This is a genomic window from Flavobacterium alkalisoli (assembly GCF_008000935.1).
In the GTDB taxonomy this organism is placed as follows: domain Bacteria; phylum Bacteroidota; class Bacteroidia; order Flavobacteriales; family Flavobacteriaceae; genus Flavobacterium; species Flavobacterium alkalisoli.
Genome location: NZ_CP042831.1, coordinates 3,257,441 through 3,278,984, shown reverse-complemented (window position 1 = coordinate 3,278,984; position 21,544 = coordinate 3,257,441). Strand labels below are relative to the sequence as shown.

14 protein-coding genes are annotated in these 21,544 nt (G+C 37.9%); 9 read left to right on the top strand and 5 right to left on the bottom strand.

Annotated features, from left to right (window positions below; translation table 11 throughout):
- Positions 1-9 precede the first annotated feature (9 nt).
- Positions 10-840, bottom strand: coding sequence for a GLPGLI family protein (locus tag FUA48_RS14865; RefSeq protein WP_147584258.1), 831 nt, complete (start codon positions 838-840; stop codon positions 10-12).
- A gap of 232 nt (positions 841-1,072) precedes the next feature.
- Between FUA48_RS14865 and FUA48_RS14860 the strand changes: the two genes are divergently transcribed.
- Both FUA48_RS14860 and FUA48_RS14855 read left to right on the top strand, forming a co-directional pair.
- Entirely contained in the window at positions 1,073-2,554 is a 1,482-nt protein-coding gene (locus FUA48_RS14860) for a sensor histidine kinase (protein ID WP_147584257.1), read from the top strand.
- Positions 2,547-3,236 carry a response regulator transcription factor gene (locus FUA48_RS14855; RefSeq protein ID WP_147584256.1) on the top strand — a complete coding sequence of 230 codons (690 nt, stop codon included), beginning with the start codon at positions 2,547-2,549 and terminating at the stop codon, positions 3,234-3,236. The genes FUA48_RS14860 and FUA48_RS14855 overlap by 8 nt, the downstream gene beginning before the upstream one ends.
- 12 nt (positions 3,237-3,248) lie before the next feature.
- Here the strand turns inward: FUA48_RS14855 and FUA48_RS14850 are convergent, their stop codons facing one another.
- Together FUA48_RS14850 and FUA48_RS14845 are read right to left on the bottom strand one after the other, a co-directional pair.
- A complete protein-coding gene (locus tag FUA48_RS14850; RefSeq protein WP_147584255.1) occupies positions 3,249-4,127 on the bottom strand; it encodes an alpha/beta fold hydrolase in 879 nt (292 codons plus the stop codon).
- A gap of 212 nt (positions 4,128-4,339) precedes the next feature.
- Positions 4,340-5,977, bottom strand: coding sequence for a S8 family peptidase (locus FUA48_RS14845; protein ID WP_147584254.1), 1,638 nt, complete (start codon positions 5,975-5,977; stop codon positions 4,340-4,342).
- A gap of 181 nt (positions 5,978-6,158) precedes the next feature.
- On the opposite strand from FUA48_RS14845, the gene FUA48_RS14840 reads away from it, so the two are divergent.
- From FUA48_RS14840 to FUA48_RS14820, 5 genes are all read left to right on the top strand, one after another.
- Positions 6,159-6,491 (top strand): DUF6660 family protein, encoded by a 333-nt coding sequence (locus FUA48_RS14840; RefSeq protein ID WP_147584253.1) that lies wholly within the window; start codon positions 6,159-6,161, stop codon positions 6,489-6,491.
- A gap of 91 nt (positions 6,492-6,582) precedes the next feature.
- Complete coding sequence (locus FUA48_RS14835) at positions 6,583-10,923, top strand: CusA/CzcA family heavy metal efflux RND transporter (protein WP_147584252.1); 4,341 nt, start codon at positions 6,583-6,585, stop codon at positions 10,921-10,923.
- Between the two features lie 3 nt (positions 10,924-10,926).
- Complete coding sequence (locus FUA48_RS14830) at positions 10,927-12,231, top strand: efflux RND transporter periplasmic adaptor subunit (protein ID WP_147584251.1); 1,305 nt, start codon at positions 10,927-10,929, stop codon at positions 12,229-12,231.
- A gap of 82 nt (positions 12,232-12,313) precedes the next feature.
- Positions 12,314-13,084: a M90 family metallopeptidase gene (locus tag FUA48_RS14825; RefSeq protein WP_147584250.1), complete on the top strand. Its 771-nt coding sequence runs from the start codon at positions 12,314-12,316 to the stop codon at positions 13,082-13,084.
- A 57-nt stretch (positions 13,085-13,141) separates the two neighbouring features.
- The gene (locus FUA48_RS14820) at positions 13,142-15,013 is read left to right on the top strand and encodes a patatin-like phospholipase family protein (protein WP_147584249.1); all 1,872 of its coding nucleotides are present in this window, start codon (positions 13,142-13,144) and stop codon (positions 15,011-15,013) included.
- Positions 15,014-15,015: 2 nt separating this feature from the next.
- Here the strand turns inward: FUA48_RS14820 and FUA48_RS14815 are convergent, their stop codons facing one another.
- Both FUA48_RS14815 and FUA48_RS14810 read right to left on the bottom strand, forming a co-directional pair.
- A complete protein-coding gene (locus FUA48_RS14815) occupies positions 15,016-15,726 on the bottom strand; it encodes a LytR/AlgR family response regulator transcription factor (RefSeq protein ID WP_147584248.1) in 711 nt (236 codons plus the stop codon).
- The gene (locus FUA48_RS14810) at positions 15,723-16,751 is read right to left on the bottom strand and encodes a sensor histidine kinase (protein WP_147584247.1); all 1,029 of its coding nucleotides are present in this window, start codon (positions 16,749-16,751) and stop codon (positions 15,723-15,725) included. The genes FUA48_RS14815 and FUA48_RS14810 overlap by 4 nt, the downstream gene beginning before the upstream one ends.
- Positions 16,752-16,915: 164 nt before the next feature.
- Here FUA48_RS14810 and FUA48_RS14805 point away from each other — a divergent pair, with 164 nt between their 5' ends.
- Together FUA48_RS14805 and FUA48_RS14800 are read left to right on the top strand one after the other, a co-directional pair.
- Positions 16,916-18,298 carry a TolC family protein gene (locus FUA48_RS14805; protein ID WP_147584246.1) on the top strand — a complete coding sequence of 461 codons (1,383 nt, stop codon included), beginning with the start codon at positions 16,916-16,918 and terminating at the stop codon, positions 18,296-18,298.
- A 12-nt stretch (positions 18,299-18,310) separates the two neighbouring features.
- Positions 18,311-21,544 (top strand): efflux RND transporter permease subunit, encoded by a 3,234-nt coding sequence (locus FUA48_RS14800; protein WP_147584245.1) that lies wholly within the window; start codon positions 18,311-18,313, stop codon positions 21,542-21,544.

The window sequence follows — 21,544 nt, the reverse complement described above, 5'->3', positions numbered from 1 at the left end:
AGGGGTTAATTAATTTGTTATTACTTCAAAATACACCCCGTCTTTATTATTGGGGTTTTTGCTTTTAAATTGTTTTTCAAGTTCTTCCTGCTTTTTCACCATTATTTCCTCAAATTCCTTCATGGTTACTTTTTTTCCTTTTTTAGGAGCTATTATTTCAGGCTTTTCTTTAGGGTTAAGCACAATTTTAGAACACAATATGGTTTGTTGCTCATTATTAAGTTCCAGTATTAATCCCGGCAGGCCTCCATACTCATCCGGGCCAAACTGTACTGGTATTTGTTTGGTATACCAGGCAGTAACAATACGATCTTTTGACTCTTCATTACTAAGGCTGTTACTTACTGTTATATCGCTGGCAGATATGGTGTAAGTAGCTTTATAACAGGTGTAATCACCTATTTTTTTTGTTTCATTTATCAGCTTCCAGGGATGCTTTACTATAGAGTCGGTTATAATAAATTGTTTGTCAAAGCCGGTTAACTGTCTAACAGTTTTTTTATCTTTAAGATTAGTATAAAACTTAGAATCATCACCTTCTGTCGTTATCATCACCATAGTGTTTTCTTCCAGTGATTTAGGCTTTTCAACCTGCTCGTATAAAGAAGAAGTTTTATTGAAGTTTAAGGTATAAGTATTGCGGCCTGCATTGTCCAGCTGTTCTTTTATCAACTGTTGAATGTCGTCAGGAAGTTCCTGAGCCTGTTCCTCCGGTATATCAATATCAGGAAAACTTATCTTAGACTCATAAGTTACGGTTCCGTAAAAGTCCTGTGCGTTTAAAACAGGGCTTAATAATATTGCCAAAAGGGCTACTGTTTTTACAAATAATTTTTTCATGGTTTAAATGTTTTTTGTTTGATACAAAGTAACTTCAGGCAGCTTTTTTATTGGGTTAACTAAGGTTAATGAGTGTTACGGTTTATAAAAAGGGAAGGAAAACCTTTATTAATAAGGGATTATCGCCTTATAAATAATAAAAAGGTTATAAATTGTTAACCGCTTTGTATAATGAAAGTTAACGTATGTTAACCGGCACTTTAAATGCTTTTTTGTTTATAATTTTGAGGTTATGAAAAAGAGTAATCAAACACGGGTAGTATATTTTATAGGTATAGTTATTATGATAACCTTATCTATACAGGCATACTGGAATGCAAAGAATTACAGTGTTAATAAGGCTGTTTTGACTAATGAAGTACTTTCTGCGCTCAATAATAGTGTAGATACCTATTACACTAATGTAATTAAGACAGATGTAACAACTGAAGTGACAGACTCTATTGGTAATAATCAAAGTAATATTGTTATTCAGGCTAATTCTCCCGAAGAACTACCTGGTTTACTGGATAGTATTAAAAAGAAATACAACCTTGATGATACTTCGGTTATTACTACCCATACTATTGAGAGTAATGATATGCCTATCACAACTAAAGGTACCCTAGTTAATATGGATAGTTTTATAACCTCTACAGATAGTAATACAGTTTCATTTGATAGTATTGCAAAACTTACTGAAATGGCATCTAAGGTTATTATTTCAATGTTTAACCAGAGGGTAGAACTCAATAAACTTTCAGATTATCTTAAGGATGAATTTAAAAGAAAAGGTTTTGATTTTGATTTTGCCCTTTCCCAAACCCAAAACGGAAAGGTAATAAACTCATATAACAATCCTCAGGATGCTCAATTTAAACTTTTTGTAGACTCTAAGTCGGCATATTTGCCTCAAGACAGTGCTGTAAGAATAAGTTTTCCGGATATAACTCTGTTGGTTTTAAAAGAGAGCTTTGCAGGATTATTCTTATCTTTAATACTGTCGGCTTGTACTATAGCTTGTCTACTATACCTGCTTAAAATCATTAATCAGCAAAAGCAGATTATGCTTAGTAAAAATGATTTTATAAGTAATATTTCTCATGAACTGAAAACGCCTATAGCTACCTCTATGAGTGCTATTGAAGGTATACAACATTTTAATAAGGAAGAAGACAGGGAGAAAACGCAAAAGTATCTTGGCATCGCTTCTGGGCAATTGCAGAAGCTGAGTGTCATGGTCGAAAAAATACTCGAAACAGTATCGTTAGATACTAACAGGCTTGCTATAGAGAAAGAAGATATTGACCTGATTGAACTGGTAAACGGAGTTGTGGAAAAACATCGTTTAAACACCAAAAAAGAGATACTTTTTAATCCGGACAGGAATGAACTTAAAGTAAAAGCCGATCCGTTTCATTTTGAAAATGTACTATCCAATATTATTGAAAATGGTATTAAGTATGGAGGCGATAAGGTTGAGATAAGTATTAAAGCAAATTATCTAAATGCAGATATCCTTATAGCAAATAACGGTAAGGCTATAGACAAGCATCAGAGAGAAAGGATTTTTGATAAGTTTTACAGAATACCTACTCAAAATCAGCATGATATAAAAGGGTACGGAATAGGATTATATTATTCTAAAATTATAATGGAAAAGCACAAGGGAGCATTGGTTTTGCTGCCTGATACAAAAGAAACCACATTTAAAATTACTTTGCCTTATGCCTGATACTATAAAAATATTATTAGCTGAAGACGAGCCGTCATTGGCATTGATTGTAAAAGAAAGCCTTGAAACAAGGGATTTTGAAGTAATAGTGTGTACCGATGGGGAAGAGGCCCTTCAAAGGTATGCAGAAGAAATCCCCCAGCTTTTAGTACTTGATGTAATGATGCCCAAAATTGATGGCTTTGCCGTGGCCGAACATATAAGGAAAACGGATAAAAAGACACCAATTATTTTTCTTACGGCAAAATCGCAAACCAAAGATGTGGTTGAGGGCTTTCAGCATGGAGGTAACGATTACCTTAAAAAGCCATTTAGTATAGAAGAGCTTATAGTTAGAATATATGCACTTTTAAACAGGGTAGGAGGGACAGATACCCAAAATCAGGAAGATGAGATTAATATTGGTAGTTATATATTTAACCCTACAAAGCAAACCCTTACCTACAAAGAGGATTCTGAAATACTGACACACAGGGAAACTGAAGTATTAAAGCATTTATATAAAAACAAAAATGAAATGGTAACACGCTCTTTTATATTAAACGATATTTGGGGGAATGATGATTTTTTTAGCGGTAGGAGCCTGGATGTTTTTATATCTAAATTGCGAAAAAAACTAAGTGCCGATCCTGCTGTGCAAATAATAAACAGCCGTGGTTTTGGGTATAAACTGGTATGTTAAAAAGGGCTCTTATTAAAGAACCCTTTTATTTTTTGCATTAGTAAGAAAGCTTTCAATATAGTTTACAACAAGTTCCACATGTTCATGCTGAGGTGCATGCCCCGTTTGTGGAAATACAATAAGTTGTCCTGTAGACATTTCACCTATAAGTGGATACCAGTTTTTAATATCAAAAGCAATATCATGATCCCCGCATATTATTAATATGGGAATAGTAGTGGTTTTAAATTTTTCCCTGAAATTTAAAGGGTCTTCGGCCAGGCCGGCACTGTTTTGAAAATAAAGCTGAAAAACATCCATTTGTGAAGGTATCTTAGAAACATCCAGCCGTTTTGCAATCCTGTCATGCGAAGCCTTTGCAGCAAGTTTACTTGCTTCGGATTTTGGTTCAAAAAATAAAACAATTTCATCTTCAAAATCATTAACAGGTTTTAAAGCCGCATCTAAAAAAGCCTGTTCCAATGGAACCTCTCTTTTCCCTGAAGGTCCTGTACCTACTAAAATGGCCTGTTTAAACAAATCAGGATAAGAAAATGCAGCAACCTGTGCAACCAAACCTCCAAACGACCAACCCAAAACAGCGGTATCTTTCAGTTCCAGAGCTTCGGCCACGTCTTTAGCGTCTTTAGCTACCAGTGTAATATCAGTAGGTAAAGTTCCTGTAGAATATCCTATGCCGGTGTAATCAAAAAATATAACCTGATGCTTTTGCGCCAGAGTGTCTAAAAATAAAGGATCCCAAGTGTCCAGTGTACCTCTAAACCTGTTTATTAATAATACAGGTGAACCTTCTCCTATTGAACGATAAGCCAGTGTACGTCCTTCCAGTTCAAGATATTTTGTTTCACTGGTTAATGCTGTTTGCTTTTTGTTTTGAGTTGTAGATTTCATATTTCTGTTTTTAAAAGTTCAAATACTACTAAACAAAACCTGTTCTATGTTTTTAAAATGTTTAAAATCAGTAATTTATGTATGTATATAGGTTTTTAGTTTATTATATATCGTTAAGCATTCAGCGATATATAGTGGTTAACAAGAATCGGGAGGCTACTTATATAAATAGCCTCCCGATTCTAATTGTGATAAGCCGTTAAGCTATTGATTTATCTTTTTATAATCTTTCTGGAATAAGTTTTTCCGTTTTGAGTTATCTGTATATTATACACTCCTTGTGTATAGTTGCTCATGTCAAGCGTTTTATTTTCCAAAGGAGCATTATATATTTTCTGTCCAAGCATATTATATACAGTTATGTTTACTTCATCATAAAAGTTGCCGGTAAAGTAAAGCTTATCAATAACCGGGTTTGGGTAAGTAATAAATGTTTCTTTTTCTACACTGTCTATTCCTAACATAGTATCAATTGCTGCTATAGCTTCGGGCATGTTAGGTAAGGGACCGATATTACCTGCCAATTCAGTGCCCTGAGGAGTACCTGTTACTTTCAATAATTGTCTCATCTCAACACAGCTAAGATAATCTCCTGTAAGGCTATGATAATAAGATTGTAATACAGCGGCACACGAGGCCACTATAGGTGTGGCGGCACTGGTACCGTTAAACCATCCGTAACTTTGATTCATATCCTCATTTATTACGGCAGCGGTATTATTGCCTATAGTTAACACGCCCCATCCCCATCCCTGGACATCCACACGCTGGCCATAGGTGCTAAAATAAAGACGGTTGTGAAATTCGTCATCAGATCCCGCACCAACAATTATTGCTCCGCTGTCACCTCTTGCCATGTAGGGCAGATAAGCGGGATCATCCATATTTTCTCCACCGTTTCCTGCTGCTGCAATTATAAGTATGCCGGCATCAGTTGCAGCTTTAGTTAAATCCCATATAGGGCTGTCATATTCCCCCGGGCCAAAATCACCTAAAGCCCCATAGGTTTGTAATTCATACAAAATGATATCTCCTTCTGTAGAGCTATTAAGACTTTCTGTTATGGTGCTTAGAACATCATATTCGTATTGCAATGATACCTCCGGGAAAAGTATTACTTCCTCTGCACCATAAGATAATCCGGTTACACCATAATCGCCATTATCAGCATACATAATCCCGATAACACCTGTGCCATGACTAAGGTCATCATCATCAAAGATATAGGGTATAAGTCCATATGAAACGTTTTTTTCGTTAAGTTCTTCGTGATGGGGATTAAAGCTGTATTCAATATCCCTTAGCCTTATCCCTTCACCGCTTAATCCTATTCCCCAGGCATATGTCATATTTACTCCAAAATCGGTAATATAGCTTTGCTGTTCAATAAACAACGGAGTTGCGGGAGGTATATCTGAAGGTGCTTTAACCGGACTGGCAGTTATTAGAGCACAGTAATTAACAACCTCAAATTTTTCAAGTTTATTACCCAGTTCCAATAGCTGCTCATTTGATATTGGTGCTTTAACCTCATAAGTAGCCATTAGCCTTTTTACCGATTCATCACTACCTGTATTTTTAATGGCCAGTTGTGATAATTCGTCAGCTTTTTCAGGAAGTAACGGATATGCTTTTTTTAAGCTCGCATTATATTCATCTAAAAGTGCTGTAATTCCTTCCGGATGATTGTTTTCACCCATAAAGGTTACATAAAGCCTCTGTGAGGAATTGTTTGGCAAAAGTTTTAAGTTTCCTTTGCGTGACTGGGCATTAGCTGGTATGCTTACCAATGCAAAAAGAAGAAGTAGGGTCAAGTACTTCTTTAGCGGGTTTAAAGTAATGCTTTTCAATTGTATAAGTTTTAGTTAGTTTGTGCAATTTTAGCGATTTAACCTGAATGTAATTATATGGGGTATTGGTAAAAAAGGCGACAAACAGTTTTTTTGATTATATTTTGCTGTTTGAATCATAAAACTCCCTTCCTTTTAGTAACAGAGTTTTGTTTTAGAAAAAGTTTATTAAATTTACCGCATGCAACGCATCAGGCAAATAGTAACTTCATTTCTTTCGGTATATCTTTTTATACTGATGGTTTTGCCGTGTACAGATGCGCATGCAAGAGTAAACAACGACCAAGCTGCACAAATTACTCAGGCAGACGATAATGACCATCATCATACTGATATTGAAATATGCACTCCTTTTTGTGTATGTGGCAGTTGTGTAGCAGCTGTAGTTTTACAACAGCTAACCGAGTTTACTTTTTTTATACCTAAACCTAAAAACAGGTTAATTTCTAACTTCTATCAGTCGTTAAACCACGAGTTTTATGGCTCCATCTGGCAGCCGCCCCAATTAGTATAATGATTTGCCGGTTAATAGCCGGCTGTAAATTCATGGCCTTATCCCAACCTTTAAGGCTGTTTAATAATCATTATAGTAATAAAAGAAACAGATGTTAGATAAGATTATTCATTTTAGCATTAACAATAAGTTTATCGTTGGACTTTTTACACTGGCGTTGATAGTTACAGGTATTTTTTCTTTAAAAAACCTTTCTATTGATGCTTTACCTGATATAACCAATAATCAGGTACAGATAATAACAACTTCACCATCGCTGGCTACTCAGGATGTAGAACAGTTTATTACCTATCCCATAGAAATATCATTAAAATCAATCCCGAATGTGGTTGAGTTACGTTCCATAAGCCGTTTTGGACTTAGTGTAGTAACCGTAGTGTTTGAAGAGGATGTAGATATATATTGGGCAAGGGCACAAATCTCGGAAAGGATCCGTGAAGCAGAAGATGTTATTCCTAAAAGTTTAGGTACTCCGGGAATGGCACCAATAAGTACGGGTTTGGGAGAAATATATCAATATGTTGTATTTCCCGAAAAGGGATATGAAGATAAGTATGATGCTACACAGCTTCGCACCATACAGGACTGGATTATAAAGCCGCAATTAACAGGAACTCCCGGAGTGGCTGAGGTTAATACCCTTGGAGGTTTTTTAAAACAGTATGAAATTGCCGTTCAACCCGACAGGCTTAAGAGTATGGATGTTACCCTTTCGGAAATATTTGATGCACTGAAATCAAATAATGAAAATACGGGAGGAGCCTATATAGATAAGAAGCCGTATGCCTATTTTATTAGGGGTATAGGTATGATAAATGGTATTGAAGACATTAAAAAAATTGTCATCAAGAATAAAAAGGGTATTCCGATACTGGTTCGTGATGTTGCCGAAGTTAATATAGGCAGCAGTATTAGGTATGGTGCCGTAACAAAAGATGGTAATGGCGAAGAAGTAAGCGGAATGGTAATGATGCTTAAAGGTGAAAACAGCGGTGAGGTTGTAACCCGTGTTAAAGCCAAAATGGAACAGATAAGAAAGTCATTGCCCGAAGGAGTCTCCATAGAACCTTTTATGGATAGGACCAAACTGGTAGATAAGGCTATAGGTACAGTGCGTACCAACCTTATAGAAGGGGCTTTAATTGTAATTTTTGTACTGGTTTTACTATTAGGAAACTGGCGTGCCGGTTTGGTTGTAGCTTCTGTAATACCATTAGCGCTGCTTTTTGCAATAACCATGATGCGGATTTTTGGTGTAAGCGGTAACCTGATGAGCCTTGGTGCGATAGATTTTGGTATTATAGTAGATGGTGCCGTAATTATAGTTGAGGCTATTATTCACAGACTCGAATCTGTCAAGAAGAGAGAACTTACTTCAGGAGAAATGAATGAGGAAGTTTACCAGGCCTCTTCTAAAATAAGAAGTAGTGCTGCCTTTGGAGAGATTATAATACTAATAGTATACCTGCCTATATTGGCTCTTGTGGGTACAGAAGGCAAGATGTTCGGGCCAATGGCTCAAACGGTATCTTTTGCCATATTAGGGGCTTTTCTGTTATCACTTACTTATGTGCCTATGATGAGTTCCCTAGTACTTAAAAAGGTAACGGGGCATACACCTAATTTTAGTGATAAGATAATTAACGCAATCTATAATTTTTATCGCCCTTTACTTAATAAAGCATTACAGATTAAAAAGATTATAATAGGTATGGCGGTTGCCTTATTCATAATAACCTTATTTGTTTTTAAATCGCTTGGAGGGGAGTTTATCCCTACTTTAGACGAAGGCGATATAGCAACCCATCTTATTATAGCTTCCGGAAGTTCGCTGTCGCAGGAGGTTGAGGCCACTACAAAGGCGGAAAAAATGCTTAAATCTAAATTTCCTGAAATTGAAATGATTGTTACCAAAATAGGTAGTGCAGAAATTCCAACCGATCCAATGCCTATTGAGGCAGGGGATATGATTATAATCCTTAAGGATAAGAATGAATGGACTTCTGCCGAAACCAAAGAGGAACTCATGGAGAAAATGGAAGAGGCTCTGGAGGAGATACCCGGTGCCATTACCGAGTTTTCACAGCCTGTACAAATGCGTATGAATGAGCTTATGACAGGGGTGAGAAGTGATGTAGCCATTAAGATATTTGGTGAAGACATAGATATGCTGGTGAGTAAAGGCGATGAAGTACTGCAATTGATACAGGGTATTGATGGTGTTACCGATGCCAGGGCAGAAAGAGTAGCCGGATTGCCTCAAATTACTGTAAGATACAATAAAGACAGGTTAGCCCTTTACGGATTGAACACCGGAGATTTAAACAGGGCTATCCGCATGGGGTTTGCCGGAGAGTCGGCAGGAACTGTTTATGAAGGGGAAAAACGCTTTGAACTTGTGGTTCGCCTTTCTGAAGAAAGCCGTCAGGATATTACTAATATCAAATCATTATATATTCCGCTGCCTTCAGGAAATCAAATTCCGTTAGAGCAGGTAGCTGAGATTAAATATGAAGACGGGCCGATGCAGATAAGCCGTGAGGACGGAAGAAGACGCATAGTGGTAGGATTTAATGTACGTGGTGCCGATGTGGAAACGGTGGTTAACCGAATTAAGGAAAAGCTGGATGCCAACTTTAAACTTCCGGCAGGTTATTACCTTACTTATGGAGGTCAGTTTGAAAATCTGGTAGAAGCCAATAAGCGCCTCATGATAGCTGTACCTATTGCATTGGGCTTAATATTCATTTTATTGTTTTTTACTTTTAAATCGGTAAAGCAGTCGGTATTAATATTTACGGCCATTCCTTTATCTGCCATAGGAGGTGTATTTGCACTTTGGCTGCGTGGTATGCCGTTCAGTATTTCGGCAGGAGTAGGGTTTATAGCTTTATTTGGTGTGGCGGTGCTTAACGGTATTGTTTTGATAGCTTATTTTAATCAGTTAAAAGAACAGGGTATGGATGATATTTATGAACGAATAAAAGAAGGAACTAAAGTAAGGCTGCGCCCGGTAATACTAACTGCTTCGGTAGCATCATTAGGATTTTTGCCTATGGCATTAAGTACGGGAGCAGGGGCAGAGGTGCAAAAACCGTTGGCGACTGTAGTTATTGGCGGACTTATAACTGCTACTTTACTTACACTTGTGGTACTGCCTATTCTGTATTACTATTTTGAAAAAGGATTTACTGCGAGACCTAAAACAAAGGTTTTGACACTTCTTTTCATGTTGATTTCGTTTACAGAAGTTAGTGCACAGGAACAGCCTATAGATTTAAATAAGGCTATTGGCATAGCCCTGGAAAGCAATAAAGGAATACAGGCTTCTGCAATGGATAGTGAAAGGCAGAAACAATTGAGAGGTACAGCATACGATTTGCCAAAAACAGAAGTCACAGGGACTTTTGGTCAGGTGAATACGGCAGAAAAGGATAAGTATTTTAGTATTTCTCAAACTTTTAATCCTTTTCAGTATGGAGCAAAAAGAAAGCTGTTAAATGAGAATGCTACAGCCGGAGAGCTAAAGCTGGGAGTAACCAAGCAGGAAATTGTTTACAATGTGCGTCAGTCATGGAATGCCATGCTATATTACAGCGAACTGAATAAGGTATTGCAAGACCATAATAAATACATGAAAAGGTTTGTAAAGGCATCCGATTTAAAATTCAGGGTTGGGGAAACGGGTTCTCTTGAAAGTACTACTGCCTTGGCAAAGCAACAGGAACTGGAACAACAGATAATGCAATACGAAGCATTAATTAAAGTAGAGAAGTCAAAACTTAAAGTACTGCTTGATCTTAAAGAAGGTTTTACGGTTTCTGATACTGTTTTTACCGCTTTACCCGCACTTCAGGTAGCAGATTCCTCAAAGGTTAAGGACAATGCCAATATAAAACTGGCTATGCAGAATGTAGAGATAGCGGAAGCCAATGTGAGAGTTGAGAAATCTGTATTATGGCCCGATATTACAGCGGCTTATTTTATACAGTCTATGCGTGGTATGCAGGATGTAAACGGCATTAGCGTTAATTATGACGGAGCCTTAAGGTTTCAGGGATTTTCTGTGGGAATAGGGATACCAATTTTTGCAGGAAATAATATTGCCAAAATAAAGGCTGCTAAAACCAATGCAGAAATACAACAAATGAATGCCGACTACCTGAAAGAACAGTTAAGTAGTCAGTACACTCAGCAATTAGATCAGTTAACCACATACCAGTCCTTGGTTAATTACTATGTAACTACAGCATTACCTAATGCCGAGGTTATATCAAACAACTCATCTAAGGCTTATCTAAACGGAGATATTTCTTATGTAGAGTATGTACAGGGGCTTGAAACGGCACTTAATATCAGGATCAACTATATTAATGCCATAAATAACCACAATCAGGCTGTAATTAATCTTCAATACCTTTTAAACAAGTAAACAATGAAAAAGATAAAACTAAATATTCCTCTTTATATACTTACGGCTGCTTTTCTATTTATAGGCTGTGATAAGAAGACTGATGACAGTAAAGAAGGAAATAATAATGCACAAGCGGAAGAGGCGCATAACCATGAAGAAGAAGGTTCTGCTAATAAGGAAGTAGAGTTGAATGAAGCCCAATTTAAAGCATCATCTATAGAGTTAGGTACCTATTCTATGAAGAATCTGAGTGAAGTTATAAACGCAAACGGATATACAAAACTGCCCCCTCAAAATCAGGCAGACGTATCGGTACACATGACAGGTATAGTGACTTCCATTAAAATAGTTGAAGGACAGGAAGTGAAAAAAGGACAGGTATTGGCAACTTTAGAGAGTCCTGAGTTTGCACAGCTTCAGGAGGCTTACCTGACATCTAAGAACAATCTTGAGTTTCTTGAACTGGAATATGACAGACAAAAGATATTGAGTGAGGAGAATGTAAACTCAAAGAAAGTTTTTCAGCGTACAAAATCAGACTATGAGATTGAGAAAGCCAGGTTTAATTCGTTAGATAAACAGCTTTCTATGCTGCATTTAAGCAAGACTTCGGTTAATTCTGTTATGGCAATTACAGCGCCTATTTCAGGCCATGTTACCGAAATAAATATTACTCTTGGTGCTAATGCAGAAGTTGGTAAGCCATTACTTACTATTGTAGATAATTCAAAATTGCACGTAGATCTTTTAATTTATGAGAAAGACTTGTATAAGGTTAAGCCGGGGCAAACAGTTCGCTTTATACTTACTAATCAGGATAATACAGAGATTACGGGTAAGATATTCAATATTAGTAAGTCATTTGAGAACGATACCAAATCGGTAGCGGTTCATGCTGATATAGTTAATTCCGGTCAGTCATTAATCCCGGGCATGTATGTTAATGCACTTATAGATGTAGGTAAAAGAGAAGTACAGTCATTACCTAATGATGCTATAGTTAGGGCAGACGGTAGGGAATATATCTTTATACTTGAAGAAGAACACGAGCATGATAAAAAAGAAGGCCATTCTCATGATGACGGTCATGACCATGATGCTACAGGACACTCACACGACGACGGGCATGCTCATGAGCATGATGAGGAAGAAGGCATGTATCATTTTCAGCGTATAGAGGTAAAAACAGGTACCTCACAATTGGGTTATACACAGGTTACAGTACTTCAAAAAATAGATGATGATGCCAAAATAGTGCTTAAAGGGGCATATTACATTCAGAGCCATCTTATAAAAAGTGAAGGTGGCGGAGAACACCATCATTAATAAAAAAGCTATTCAGAAATGAATAGCTTTTTTATTTGCCATAAATCTTATAGTATCTTTATCATCAAATAATAAACACCTCATGATTTATATTATACTGCTGGCAGTAATTCTTGTAGCCATTGGTTTTGTTTTAGTTAAAAAACCTAAACAGGTTGTAGTAAAACCCTTTCCTGCCGAATGGCATACTTTGTTGTTAGAAAACGTACAGTTTTACAGAAATCTTTCAGAAGGAAAACAAATTGAATTTCAAAAGCGAATTATGCAGTTCCTTAGTGAAGTGTATATAGAGGGAGTGCAGCTTGAAATAACCGATTTGGATAAGTTGTTAGTGGCAAGTAGTGCGGTTATTCCTGTTTTTGGTTTCAACGAATGGCATTATTATAACCTTAGCGGAGTTTTACTTTATCCTGATAATTTTAATGAAGATCTGGAATTTGCTGATACAGCAAGTTCACGTAATATAGGAGGCCTCGTGGGTACAGGCAGGTTTGAAAACCAGATGATATTATCTCAAAAGGCTTTATATCATGGTTTTTCCAATACAACAGATAAAGGCAATACGGGTATTCATGAGTTTGTTCATCTTATTGATAAGATGGATGGTTTGGTAGACGGTGTTCCTGAAAAATTACTGGGGCATAAGTATGCTATTCCATGGCTGGATTTGATACACAAGAAGATGGAAGCAATAAATGATGATAAGTCGGACATACGACAATACGGCGGAACCAATCAGGCTGAGTTTTTTGCCGTAGCGGCAGAGTATTTTTTTGAACGTCCCGATCTGTTAAAAAGAAAGCATCCGGAGTTATATAAAATGATGGAGGTTTGTTTTAATACAAAGAAATAGTAACTATCTTTATGGTAACGGATAAAAGCAGTTTCATATAATAATTTACAACTTATCATGGAAAATAACGGCCAGCCTTACCCTGATCCGCAATTTAACCCTTTTCAAAACATAGCCCTTGCTTTTTCAGGCGGAGGCTACAGGGCTGCTGCTTTTTCCCTGGGAGTGCTTAGTTATTTAGAAAATCTGGAACTTAACGGCTTACCACTTACTAAGCACATAAGTTATGTAAGTTCTACTTCCGGAGGTACAATTACCAATCTGTTATATACATCGGCTATTCATAAGGGAATTCCTTTTGATGAGTTCTACGAACAAACCAAAACCAAGCTTAACGGAGAGGATCTTTTGGAGAATGTTCTTACGATACTTAATGATGATAAATGCTGGGAAAAGGAAGGTGATGAAAAACGCAGAAACCTGATAAATGCCTTTGCTAAGGTTTATGATGAAATGTTGTTTATGGGAGATACTATGGAAGTGTATTCCAATAAAAAACATGTTAGTAAGTTTGAGGTATGCTGTAATGCTACAGAGTTTTACAGAGGGCTTACTTTTAGGTTTAAGGCAGACGGAACAAAGAAATGGTATCAGAGCATAGGTAACCGTTATCTTAAGTTTGATAATGCAGGGATAGAGACATTTCAAAAGCTTAAACTGGCCGATGTACTGGCAGCTTCTTCCTGTTTCCCTATGGGGTTTGAACCGATAGTATATCCGGAAGACTTTACGTATGATGATGGGGAAAAAGGAAAGTTAACATCGCAGGAACTTCGGGAGGCAATTGTATATGAAGATTATAATGAGGAGAAGCGACACCTTTCAGATGCCTTTATGACTAATGAGGAGGTGCACACCAAGCAGCCATTACAAATAAGGTCATTCGGACTTATGGATGGCGGTATAACCGATAATCAGGCATTAAAAAGTTTGATGCTGGCAGATGAGAACAGACGAAATAAAAAGAAGCCCAATCCTTTTGATCTGATGATTATTACGGATGTAAGCAGCTACTTTATGGATTATTATGAGGTGCCAAAGCAGTATGAAGCTAAAGGATGGAGAGGCAATAACATAGATCATTATGTAAAGGTTTTACAAAAAATATTAAAATACCCGAAACGAATTCAGTACCTGTCACTACTAATCGGTATTGTTTGTCTTGCTGGCGGTATTGTGTCTGAGAATTTATATGTTCGTATTCCTGGCTTGATAATCAGTGGAATTGCCATAGCATTCTTCACCATTATGCTGATTATAAGGAGATGGCCTGTTACCCGGGAAATTCTGCGTCAGCCACAATCTTTCGATCCTTTAAAGATAATACGTAATGCACTGCCTGTAGAATCCTTTTCAGACCGAATAATAAATAAAATCATTGATTACCTTAAGCTTTCTAAGCTTAATGTGTTGGAGCAGATGCTAAAAGCAAGGATAACATCGGTAATGAGTATGGTAATGGATGTTAACCTTAAACAGGTTAGGCGACTGATATATGAAATGTTTTTTGATGATAAGCGTTGGGACAACAGGCGTTTGCCGAATTTTATTTATGAGCTAAGTACTTTTAATCATACGAGCCGATATAATCGCCTGCATGATAAGGACCGTTTAGGGTGGAAATTAACCCCTGAAGATAAAAGACTGCTTTGTGATGATTTAGATAAAGTAGCTGTAATTGCTGAAAAAGCAAGGACTATGGGAACAACTTTATGGTTTGATAAAGAAGACCAGAAAAATAATCAGTTGGCTAATATTATTAAGACTGGGCAGTTTACTACCTGTATGAATCTTTTGGAATATGTTATAGCATTAGAGAGGAAAGCAGTAGATTTAAACGGACAGGAAGACAACGTAAAAAGGATTAAGGAGCTTTTAATTAGTGATATTACTAATTTCAAGAAAGATCCCGGCTATTTATATACCTGATTTTAAAAGCTGTTATTTCTTAACCTTTCGGTTAGTTCCCTTTTATATGTTATTCCAATAGGGATAAGGGTTTGTTTTATAACTACATAATCCTTGTTCATTTCGTCTACCTTTTTAATAGCGATAATGTAAGATTTATGGGCTCTCATAAATAGCTCAGAAGGCAGGTTTCTTTCTAAATCAGCGGTAGTTATAGTGGCTATATAATTTCTCTTTTGGGTTACTATTTTTACATAGTTACCATAGCTTTGCGTATATAGAATAGTATCAATAGGTATGTCTATAGTATCACTGTCTACCTTAACGCTTATGCTGTCCTGTAAAACCTCGGTAGTTTGTTTTTGTTGTGGTTCTCCTGTTTCAAAAAAGCGGTTTATAGCTTTTACAAAACGCGGATAGTATACAGGCTTTAACAGGTAATCTAAAACGCCATATTCATAACTTTCGAGAGCAAATTCGCTATATGCAGTGGTAAGTATTGTTTTTGGCGGATGTTGTAATTTTTGCAGAAGTTCAAGCCCTGTTATATCGGGCATGTCAATATCCAGAAACATCAAATCGGCATCATTTTCCTTAAGGTATTCCAGTGTGTCTTCACCATTATAGGCTTCAAATACCAACTCCAGTAAAGGATTTTGTTTTATATAATTGCTAAGCACATAATGTGCGGCAGGCTCGTCGTCTACAATTATACATCTTACGGCCTTTGTCATAATCTTTTCAGTTTTACTTTAAGGATAGCTGTATAAGTGCCATTTTCTTCAATAGTAAGATCGTGGTCAGTACCATAAAGCAGTTTAAGGCGTTCCTTAGTATTTTTAAGACCTATTTTGGTAGAAACAATATTCTTTTTCTTTTTAGGAATTGAGTTCTTAACCATAAACTCAAGTCTGTTGTCATTTACATTTATGTCAATATCCACAAAACAGTTTTCAGCTGTACAGGTCCCGTGCTTAAACGCATTCTCTATAAAGCAGATAAGCAGCATTGGAGGAATCTTATAAGTATTCTCCAAATCGATAGAGGTGTTAAGGGTAATGTTACAACGGTAGCCCAAACGCTCTTTTTCAAGTTCTACATAACTGCTCACAAAGTTTATCTCATCTTCAAGCGGTACACATTGTGTTTCATGGCTTTCCAGCTGATAGCGCATTAGCTGAGAAACATGCATGATAAGATCAGGTGTACGCTCCGGGTATTGTAGACTTATGCCGTATAGTGTATTAAAAGTATTGAAAAGGAAATGGGGGTTAAGCTGCTCTTTAAGTGAGTTAAGCTGAGCCCTGTTGTAAAGCAGTTTTTCGCTGTCCAGTTTCTTACTTTCACGGTAAAATTTAAGGATAAGTGTTACCGAGAGTATACAAATTAAGGTGGCTACCAGTGTAGCTGCCTGAAAGATGTAGCTTTTCTGTTCTGAAGTCTTATACAGGAAACAGTTTTTATAAATCCATAAAGTGGCTACCTCATATAAGAACAATGAGAATACCGACAACAATGCCAAGCTGGAAAGTATATACAGTAAAGGCTTATGCTTTTTTAAAAGTATAGGGAGCAGGAAAAACCTGTTTAATTGTGCGTGAGAATATAATAACAGAAAGTAAGCACAGCCCGACCATACACCGCGCCATGACTTAATTAATATCCAGTCGTTAAGGGTAAAAAGAACAAAGGAGAAAACCAGAATAAACAGTTCCTGCCACCATTTTTTCTCCAAAATGCTTTTTATATACTTGTTCATCAATCTACATTTTACTGCAAAGTAAGCACTTATACTTTAATATATACTCAAACGCATGACGAATTCAATTCGTCATTTAAAAAGGCAAATGCCCAAATCGGCATCATACATTTGTGCTGCATTAATCAAATGCATTTTAATAATCCTTACTAACTATTATCTAAATGTACTTCAGGAAAATTATCTTGCTATTGCTTTTTTATTCCGTATGGGGGAATTCGCAAACCCTTACACTTAAAGATGCAATAGAGACAGGAATGTCTAACTATGGTATTATTCATGCCAAACAAAACTACAGCGATGCCGCACAGGAATCGGTAAAGCAGGCCAAAAGAGATTATTTACCAAACCTTACCCTTGCTGCACAGCAGGATTATGGTACTGTAAATGGTCAAAATGGTCCTTTATATGGTTTTGGAGGGCTTGGGGTAGCCTCATCCGGGCTTCCGCTTGCCGAACAAAACTGGAATGCTGCTTTTGGTGCGTTGTATCTTGTAAACGTTAACTGGGACTTTTTCACTTTCGGAAGGGCAAAACAACGCATCAAAATTGCCAAAGCTGATGCTGAACGTTACCAGCAGGACTTTGAACAGGAAAAGTTTAAGCACAAGGTTAAAATAGCTGCCGCTTACCTAAACCTGCTGGCAAGCCACAGGCTTATGATTTCGCAGCAAAAAAACCTAGAACGTGCAGAGGTTGTACATCATAATGCTGCGGTACGCGTTAAAAACGGACTTTTACCGGGTGTAGATTCAACCTTGGCAGCAGCCGAGGTTTCAAGGGCAAAAATTGCCTTAAACCAGATTAAGCAACAGCTAAAGATTCAAAACAATGAGCTGGCAAACTATATGGGTATCGAAGCAAGGGATTTTGACATAGATACTTCTTTTGTTACCAAAGTACCTGCCGCTGTTTTAACTGCTGAGGTACAAAATGACAGCCTTAACCCAATATTAAAATTTTACAGGAGCAGGATTGAGGTAAGCAAAAGCCAGCTTAGTTTATATAAAAAAGAATACTATCCTACTTTTTCATTATTTGGTGTTTTTCAGTCACGAGGTTCGGGCTTTAATGCTGACTATGCCACAAACCAAAACTCTTATACGCGTAATTATTTTGACGGAGTTGATCCGGTTAGGAGTAACTATCTGCTTGGAGTTGGGGTTACATGGAATATCACTACTATAGCCCGTTCTTCTAAAAAAGTAGCTGCCCAAAAGCTGATTGCCCAGGGATTGCAGGAAGAATATAACGCCATAAGCAATGAACTTAAAACCCAGATTGATGCTGCCAATACCCGCATGGATTATGCCTTACAGAATTACAACGAGGCTCCGCATCAGGTGGATGCCGCTCAACAGGCATATAAACAACGTACAGCATTATACAACAATGGCCTTACTAACCTTGTAGATGTTACACAGGCATTATATACGCTAAACAGGGCTGAGACCGACAGGGATGTTATTTATACCAATGTATGGCAGGCCCTGCTGATGAAAGCAGCTGCTACGGGAGACTTTAACCTTTTTATTAACGAATTCTAACAGCATCAGATAATGAATTTAATCCGATTTGCACTTCGCAAACCCATATCCATACTCGTGCTCGTTGCCGGATTGTTCTTTTTCGGTATTGGGGCAGTGAGGACGGTTAAGGTGGATATCCTGCCAAAAATGAACATGCCGGTACTTTACCTGGCACACCCGTTTGCAGGTTATACACCAGACCAGATGGAATCTTACTTTGCAAAAAACTATATAAACATAATGTTGTTTGCCAATGGTGTAAAATCCATTGAAACCAAAAACCTTCAGGGGCTTACCTTAATGAAAGTAAGCTATTATGAAGATACTAATATGGCACAGGCTGCGGCCGAATTGAGTGCATTGGCTAATAGGATACAGGCTATTTTCCCTCCGGGATCTCAACCGCCGTTTGTTATCCGTTTCGACTCGTCTACGCTTCCTATCGGGCAGTTGGTTTTAAGTAGTAAAGAACGCAGTAATAACGAGCTTCAGGATTTGGCAAACGTATATGTACGTTCGTCGTTTACCTCCATTCCGGGATTATTATCTCCGGCGCCTTTTGGAGGTAGTCCAAGGACTATAGAAATCAATGTAGATCCGGCACAGCTTCGTGCACATAACCTAACGCCCGATCAGATTGTGGAGGCCATAAGGCTTAACAACCAAACGGCACCTCCGGGTAATGTAAGGGTGGGTGATATAAACTATCTTACCCCAACCAACAATACCATAAAAGAAATTAAGGATTTTGAAAAAATACCTTTGTTTAAAGGTGCAGTTCAAAACCTCTATCTTGGAGATGTGGCTACCGTAAAAGACGGTGCCGATGTTACTACAGGTTATGCATTGGTAAACGGTAAAAGATCTGTTTACATAAATATTGCTAAAGCCGGTGATGCCTCTACATGGGAAGTCGTTAAAAACCTTAAAAAAGCTTTACCTAAAATACAAAGTACACTACCGGAAGACGTAAAGGTTAGTTATGAGTTTGACCAGTCGGTATATGTTATTAACTCGGTTAAAAGCCTTATTACCGAAGGGGTAATAGGAGCAGTACTTACCGGACTGATGGTTATCCTTTTCCTTGGAGACAGGCGAGCAGCTCTTATCGTAATCCTAACCATACCAATATCCATTATATCGGGGGTGTTCTTCCTGAAGTTGTTTGGGCAAACCATTAACCTTATGTCCCTGAGCGGACTGGCTCTTGCCATAGGTATTCTGGTTGATGAGAGTACCGTAACCATAGAGAATATTCACCAACATCTCGATATGGGTAAACCAAAGGCCCTAGCCATTTGGGATGCCTGTAAGGAAATAGCATTACCTAAGCTATTGATATTACTTTGTATACTATCGGTATTTGCACCAGCATTTACCATGATGGGTATACCTGGAGCCTTATTCTTACCGTTGGCACTGGCAATAGGGTTCTCCATGATTACCTCATTCCTGTTATCACAAACATTTGTGCCAGTTATGGCTAACTGGTTAATGAAAGAGGGCAGACATGCAAAACACGACCACGCTCATTCACATAGTGATAAGGAAGCGGCTGCCGAAAAGCAGGCTTACTCTGAACGCGAAGATTATGATGATAACGGAAAAATAAGCCGTTTTGAAAAATTCAGGATGGGCTTCATGAGGCTTATCGACAGGCTTATGCCTAAAAGAAAAGTTATCGGAATTGGCTATCTGGTAGGGGTAACGGCTATAGCAGTTATGATATTAGGGCTAATAGGACAGGATGTTTTTCCTAAAGTAAACTCAACACAGTTCCAGTTAAGGCTTCGTGCTCCGGACGGTACCCGTTTGGAACGTACAGAGGAAAAAGCCGTTACAGTATTACACGAGGTTGAAAATATGGTAGGAGAGGAGCATATAGGTATCTCATCTATGTATGTGGGTACACACCCTTCCTTATTCTCGGTAAACCCTATTTATCTTTTTATGGCAGGACCTCATGAGGCCGTACTACAGGTATCACTAAAAGATTACCATGCCGATATGGATGACTTTAAAGATGAGCTAAGGGCAAGGATTAAAAAAGCGGTACCTGATATGAAAGTCTCTTTTGAGCCTATAGAACTTACCGATAAGGTATTGAGTCAGGGATCGCCTACGCCAATAGAAATAAGACTGGCAGGTAAAGACAAAAAGCGAAATGAAGAGTATGCCGAAAAGATAATGGCAAAAATGCGTGATGTGGACTATTTCAGGGATGTACAAATAGCACAGTCTATACACTATCCGGCACTGGATATTAATATAGACAGGGTTAAGGCGGCACAGCTTGGAGTAGATATGACCGATATTTCACGTTCTCTTATAGCCTCTACATCGTCATCACGTTATACCGAAAAAAATACCTGGATTGACGAAAAGGCCGGACTTGCATACAGTGTACAGGTACAGGTTCCGTTAGATAAGATGAACACAAAACAGGATATATCCGAAATTCCTGTATTGAGAAATTCGGCAAGGCCGGTACTTAGTGATGTGGCTACCATTACCGAAAGTGAAACACATGGTGAGAACGATAACGTGGGAGCTATGCCTTACATCTCTATTACTGCCAATATAGACCATACCAATTTAGGTACGGCATCTAATGAAGTGAATAAAATCATCGCTTCTCTTGGCGAACTGCCAAGGGGACTTTTTATAGAACCGATAGGGCTTAGTAAAGTATTAAGTGAAACCATGGATAGCCTTAGGGTAGGGTTATTGGTAGCCATTGTGGTTATCTTCCTTATGCTTTCGGCAAACTTTCAGTCATTTAAAGTTTCGCTTGTAATACTTACAACAGTACCTGCGGTAGTGCTGGGAGCATTATTACTACTATTGGCAACAGGATCTACGTTAAACCTTCAATCCTACATGGGTATAATTATGTCGGTCGGTGTGTCTATTGCCAATGCAGTTCTCCTGATAACTAATGCCGAACAGTTGCGTAAGGTAAGCGGTAATGCACTACAGGCAGCAAGAGAGGCAGCATCCATACGTTTAAGGCCTATTATTATGACCAGTGTGGCTATGATAGCCGGTATGTTACCAATGGCTATAGGACACGGAGAAAGTGGTGAGCAGGTTTCACCATTGGGTAGGGCTGTAATTGGCGGACTAATGTTCTCTACCTTTACGGTACTGGTAATCCTTCCGTTGATATTTGCCTGGGCACAGGGTAAAGCAAGTACCCAGTCGGTATCATTAGATCCGGAGGATGAAGAAAGTAAGTTTTATGTATCACCATCAGAAAGATAA

Excerpts from the sequence above, each read along its gene's own strand:
- FUA48_RS14865 (WP_147584258.1), bottom strand. The coding sequence starts at position 840 with ATGAAAAAATTATTTGTAAAAACAGTAGCCCTTTTGGCAATATTATTA.
- FUA48_RS14860 (WP_147584257.1), top strand. The coding sequence starts at position 1,073 with ATGAAAAAGAGTAATCAAACACGGGTAGTATATTTTATAGGTATAGTT.
- FUA48_RS14855 (WP_147584256.1), top strand. The coding sequence starts at position 2,547 with ATGCCTGATACTATAAAAATATTATTAGCTGAAGACGAGCCGTCATTG.
- FUA48_RS14850 (WP_147584255.1), bottom strand. The coding sequence starts at position 4,127 with ATGAAATCTACAACTCAAAACAAAAAGCAAACAGCATTAACCAGTGAA.
- FUA48_RS14840 (WP_147584253.1), top strand. The coding sequence starts at position 6,159 with ATGCAACGCATCAGGCAAATAGTAACTTCATTTCTTTCGGTATATCTT.
- FUA48_RS14835 (WP_147584252.1), top strand. The coding sequence starts at position 6,583 with ATGTTAGATAAGATTATTCATTTTAGCATTAACAATAAGTTTATCGTT.
- FUA48_RS14830 (WP_147584251.1), top strand. The coding sequence starts at position 10,927 with ATGAAAAAGATAAAACTAAATATTCCTCTTTATATACTTACGGCTGCT.
- FUA48_RS14825 (WP_147584250.1), top strand. The coding sequence starts at position 12,314 with ATGATTTATATTATACTGCTGGCAGTAATTCTTGTAGCCATTGGTTTT.
- FUA48_RS14820 (WP_147584249.1), top strand. The coding sequence starts at position 13,142 with ATGGAAAATAACGGCCAGCCTTACCCTGATCCGCAATTTAACCCTTTT.
- FUA48_RS14815 (WP_147584248.1), bottom strand. The coding sequence starts at position 15,726 with ATGACAAAGGCCGTAAGATGTATAATTGTAGACGACGAGCCTGCCGCA.
- FUA48_RS14810 (WP_147584247.1), bottom strand. The coding sequence starts at position 16,751 with ATGAACAAGTATATAAAAAGCATTTTGGAGAAAAAATGGTGGCAGGAA.
- FUA48_RS14805 (WP_147584246.1), top strand. The coding sequence starts at position 16,916 with ATGTACTTCAGGAAAATTATCTTGCTATTGCTTTTTTATTCCGTATGG.
- FUA48_RS14800 (WP_147584245.1), top strand. The coding sequence starts at position 18,311 with ATGAATTTAATCCGATTTGCACTTCGCAAACCCATATCCATACTCGTG.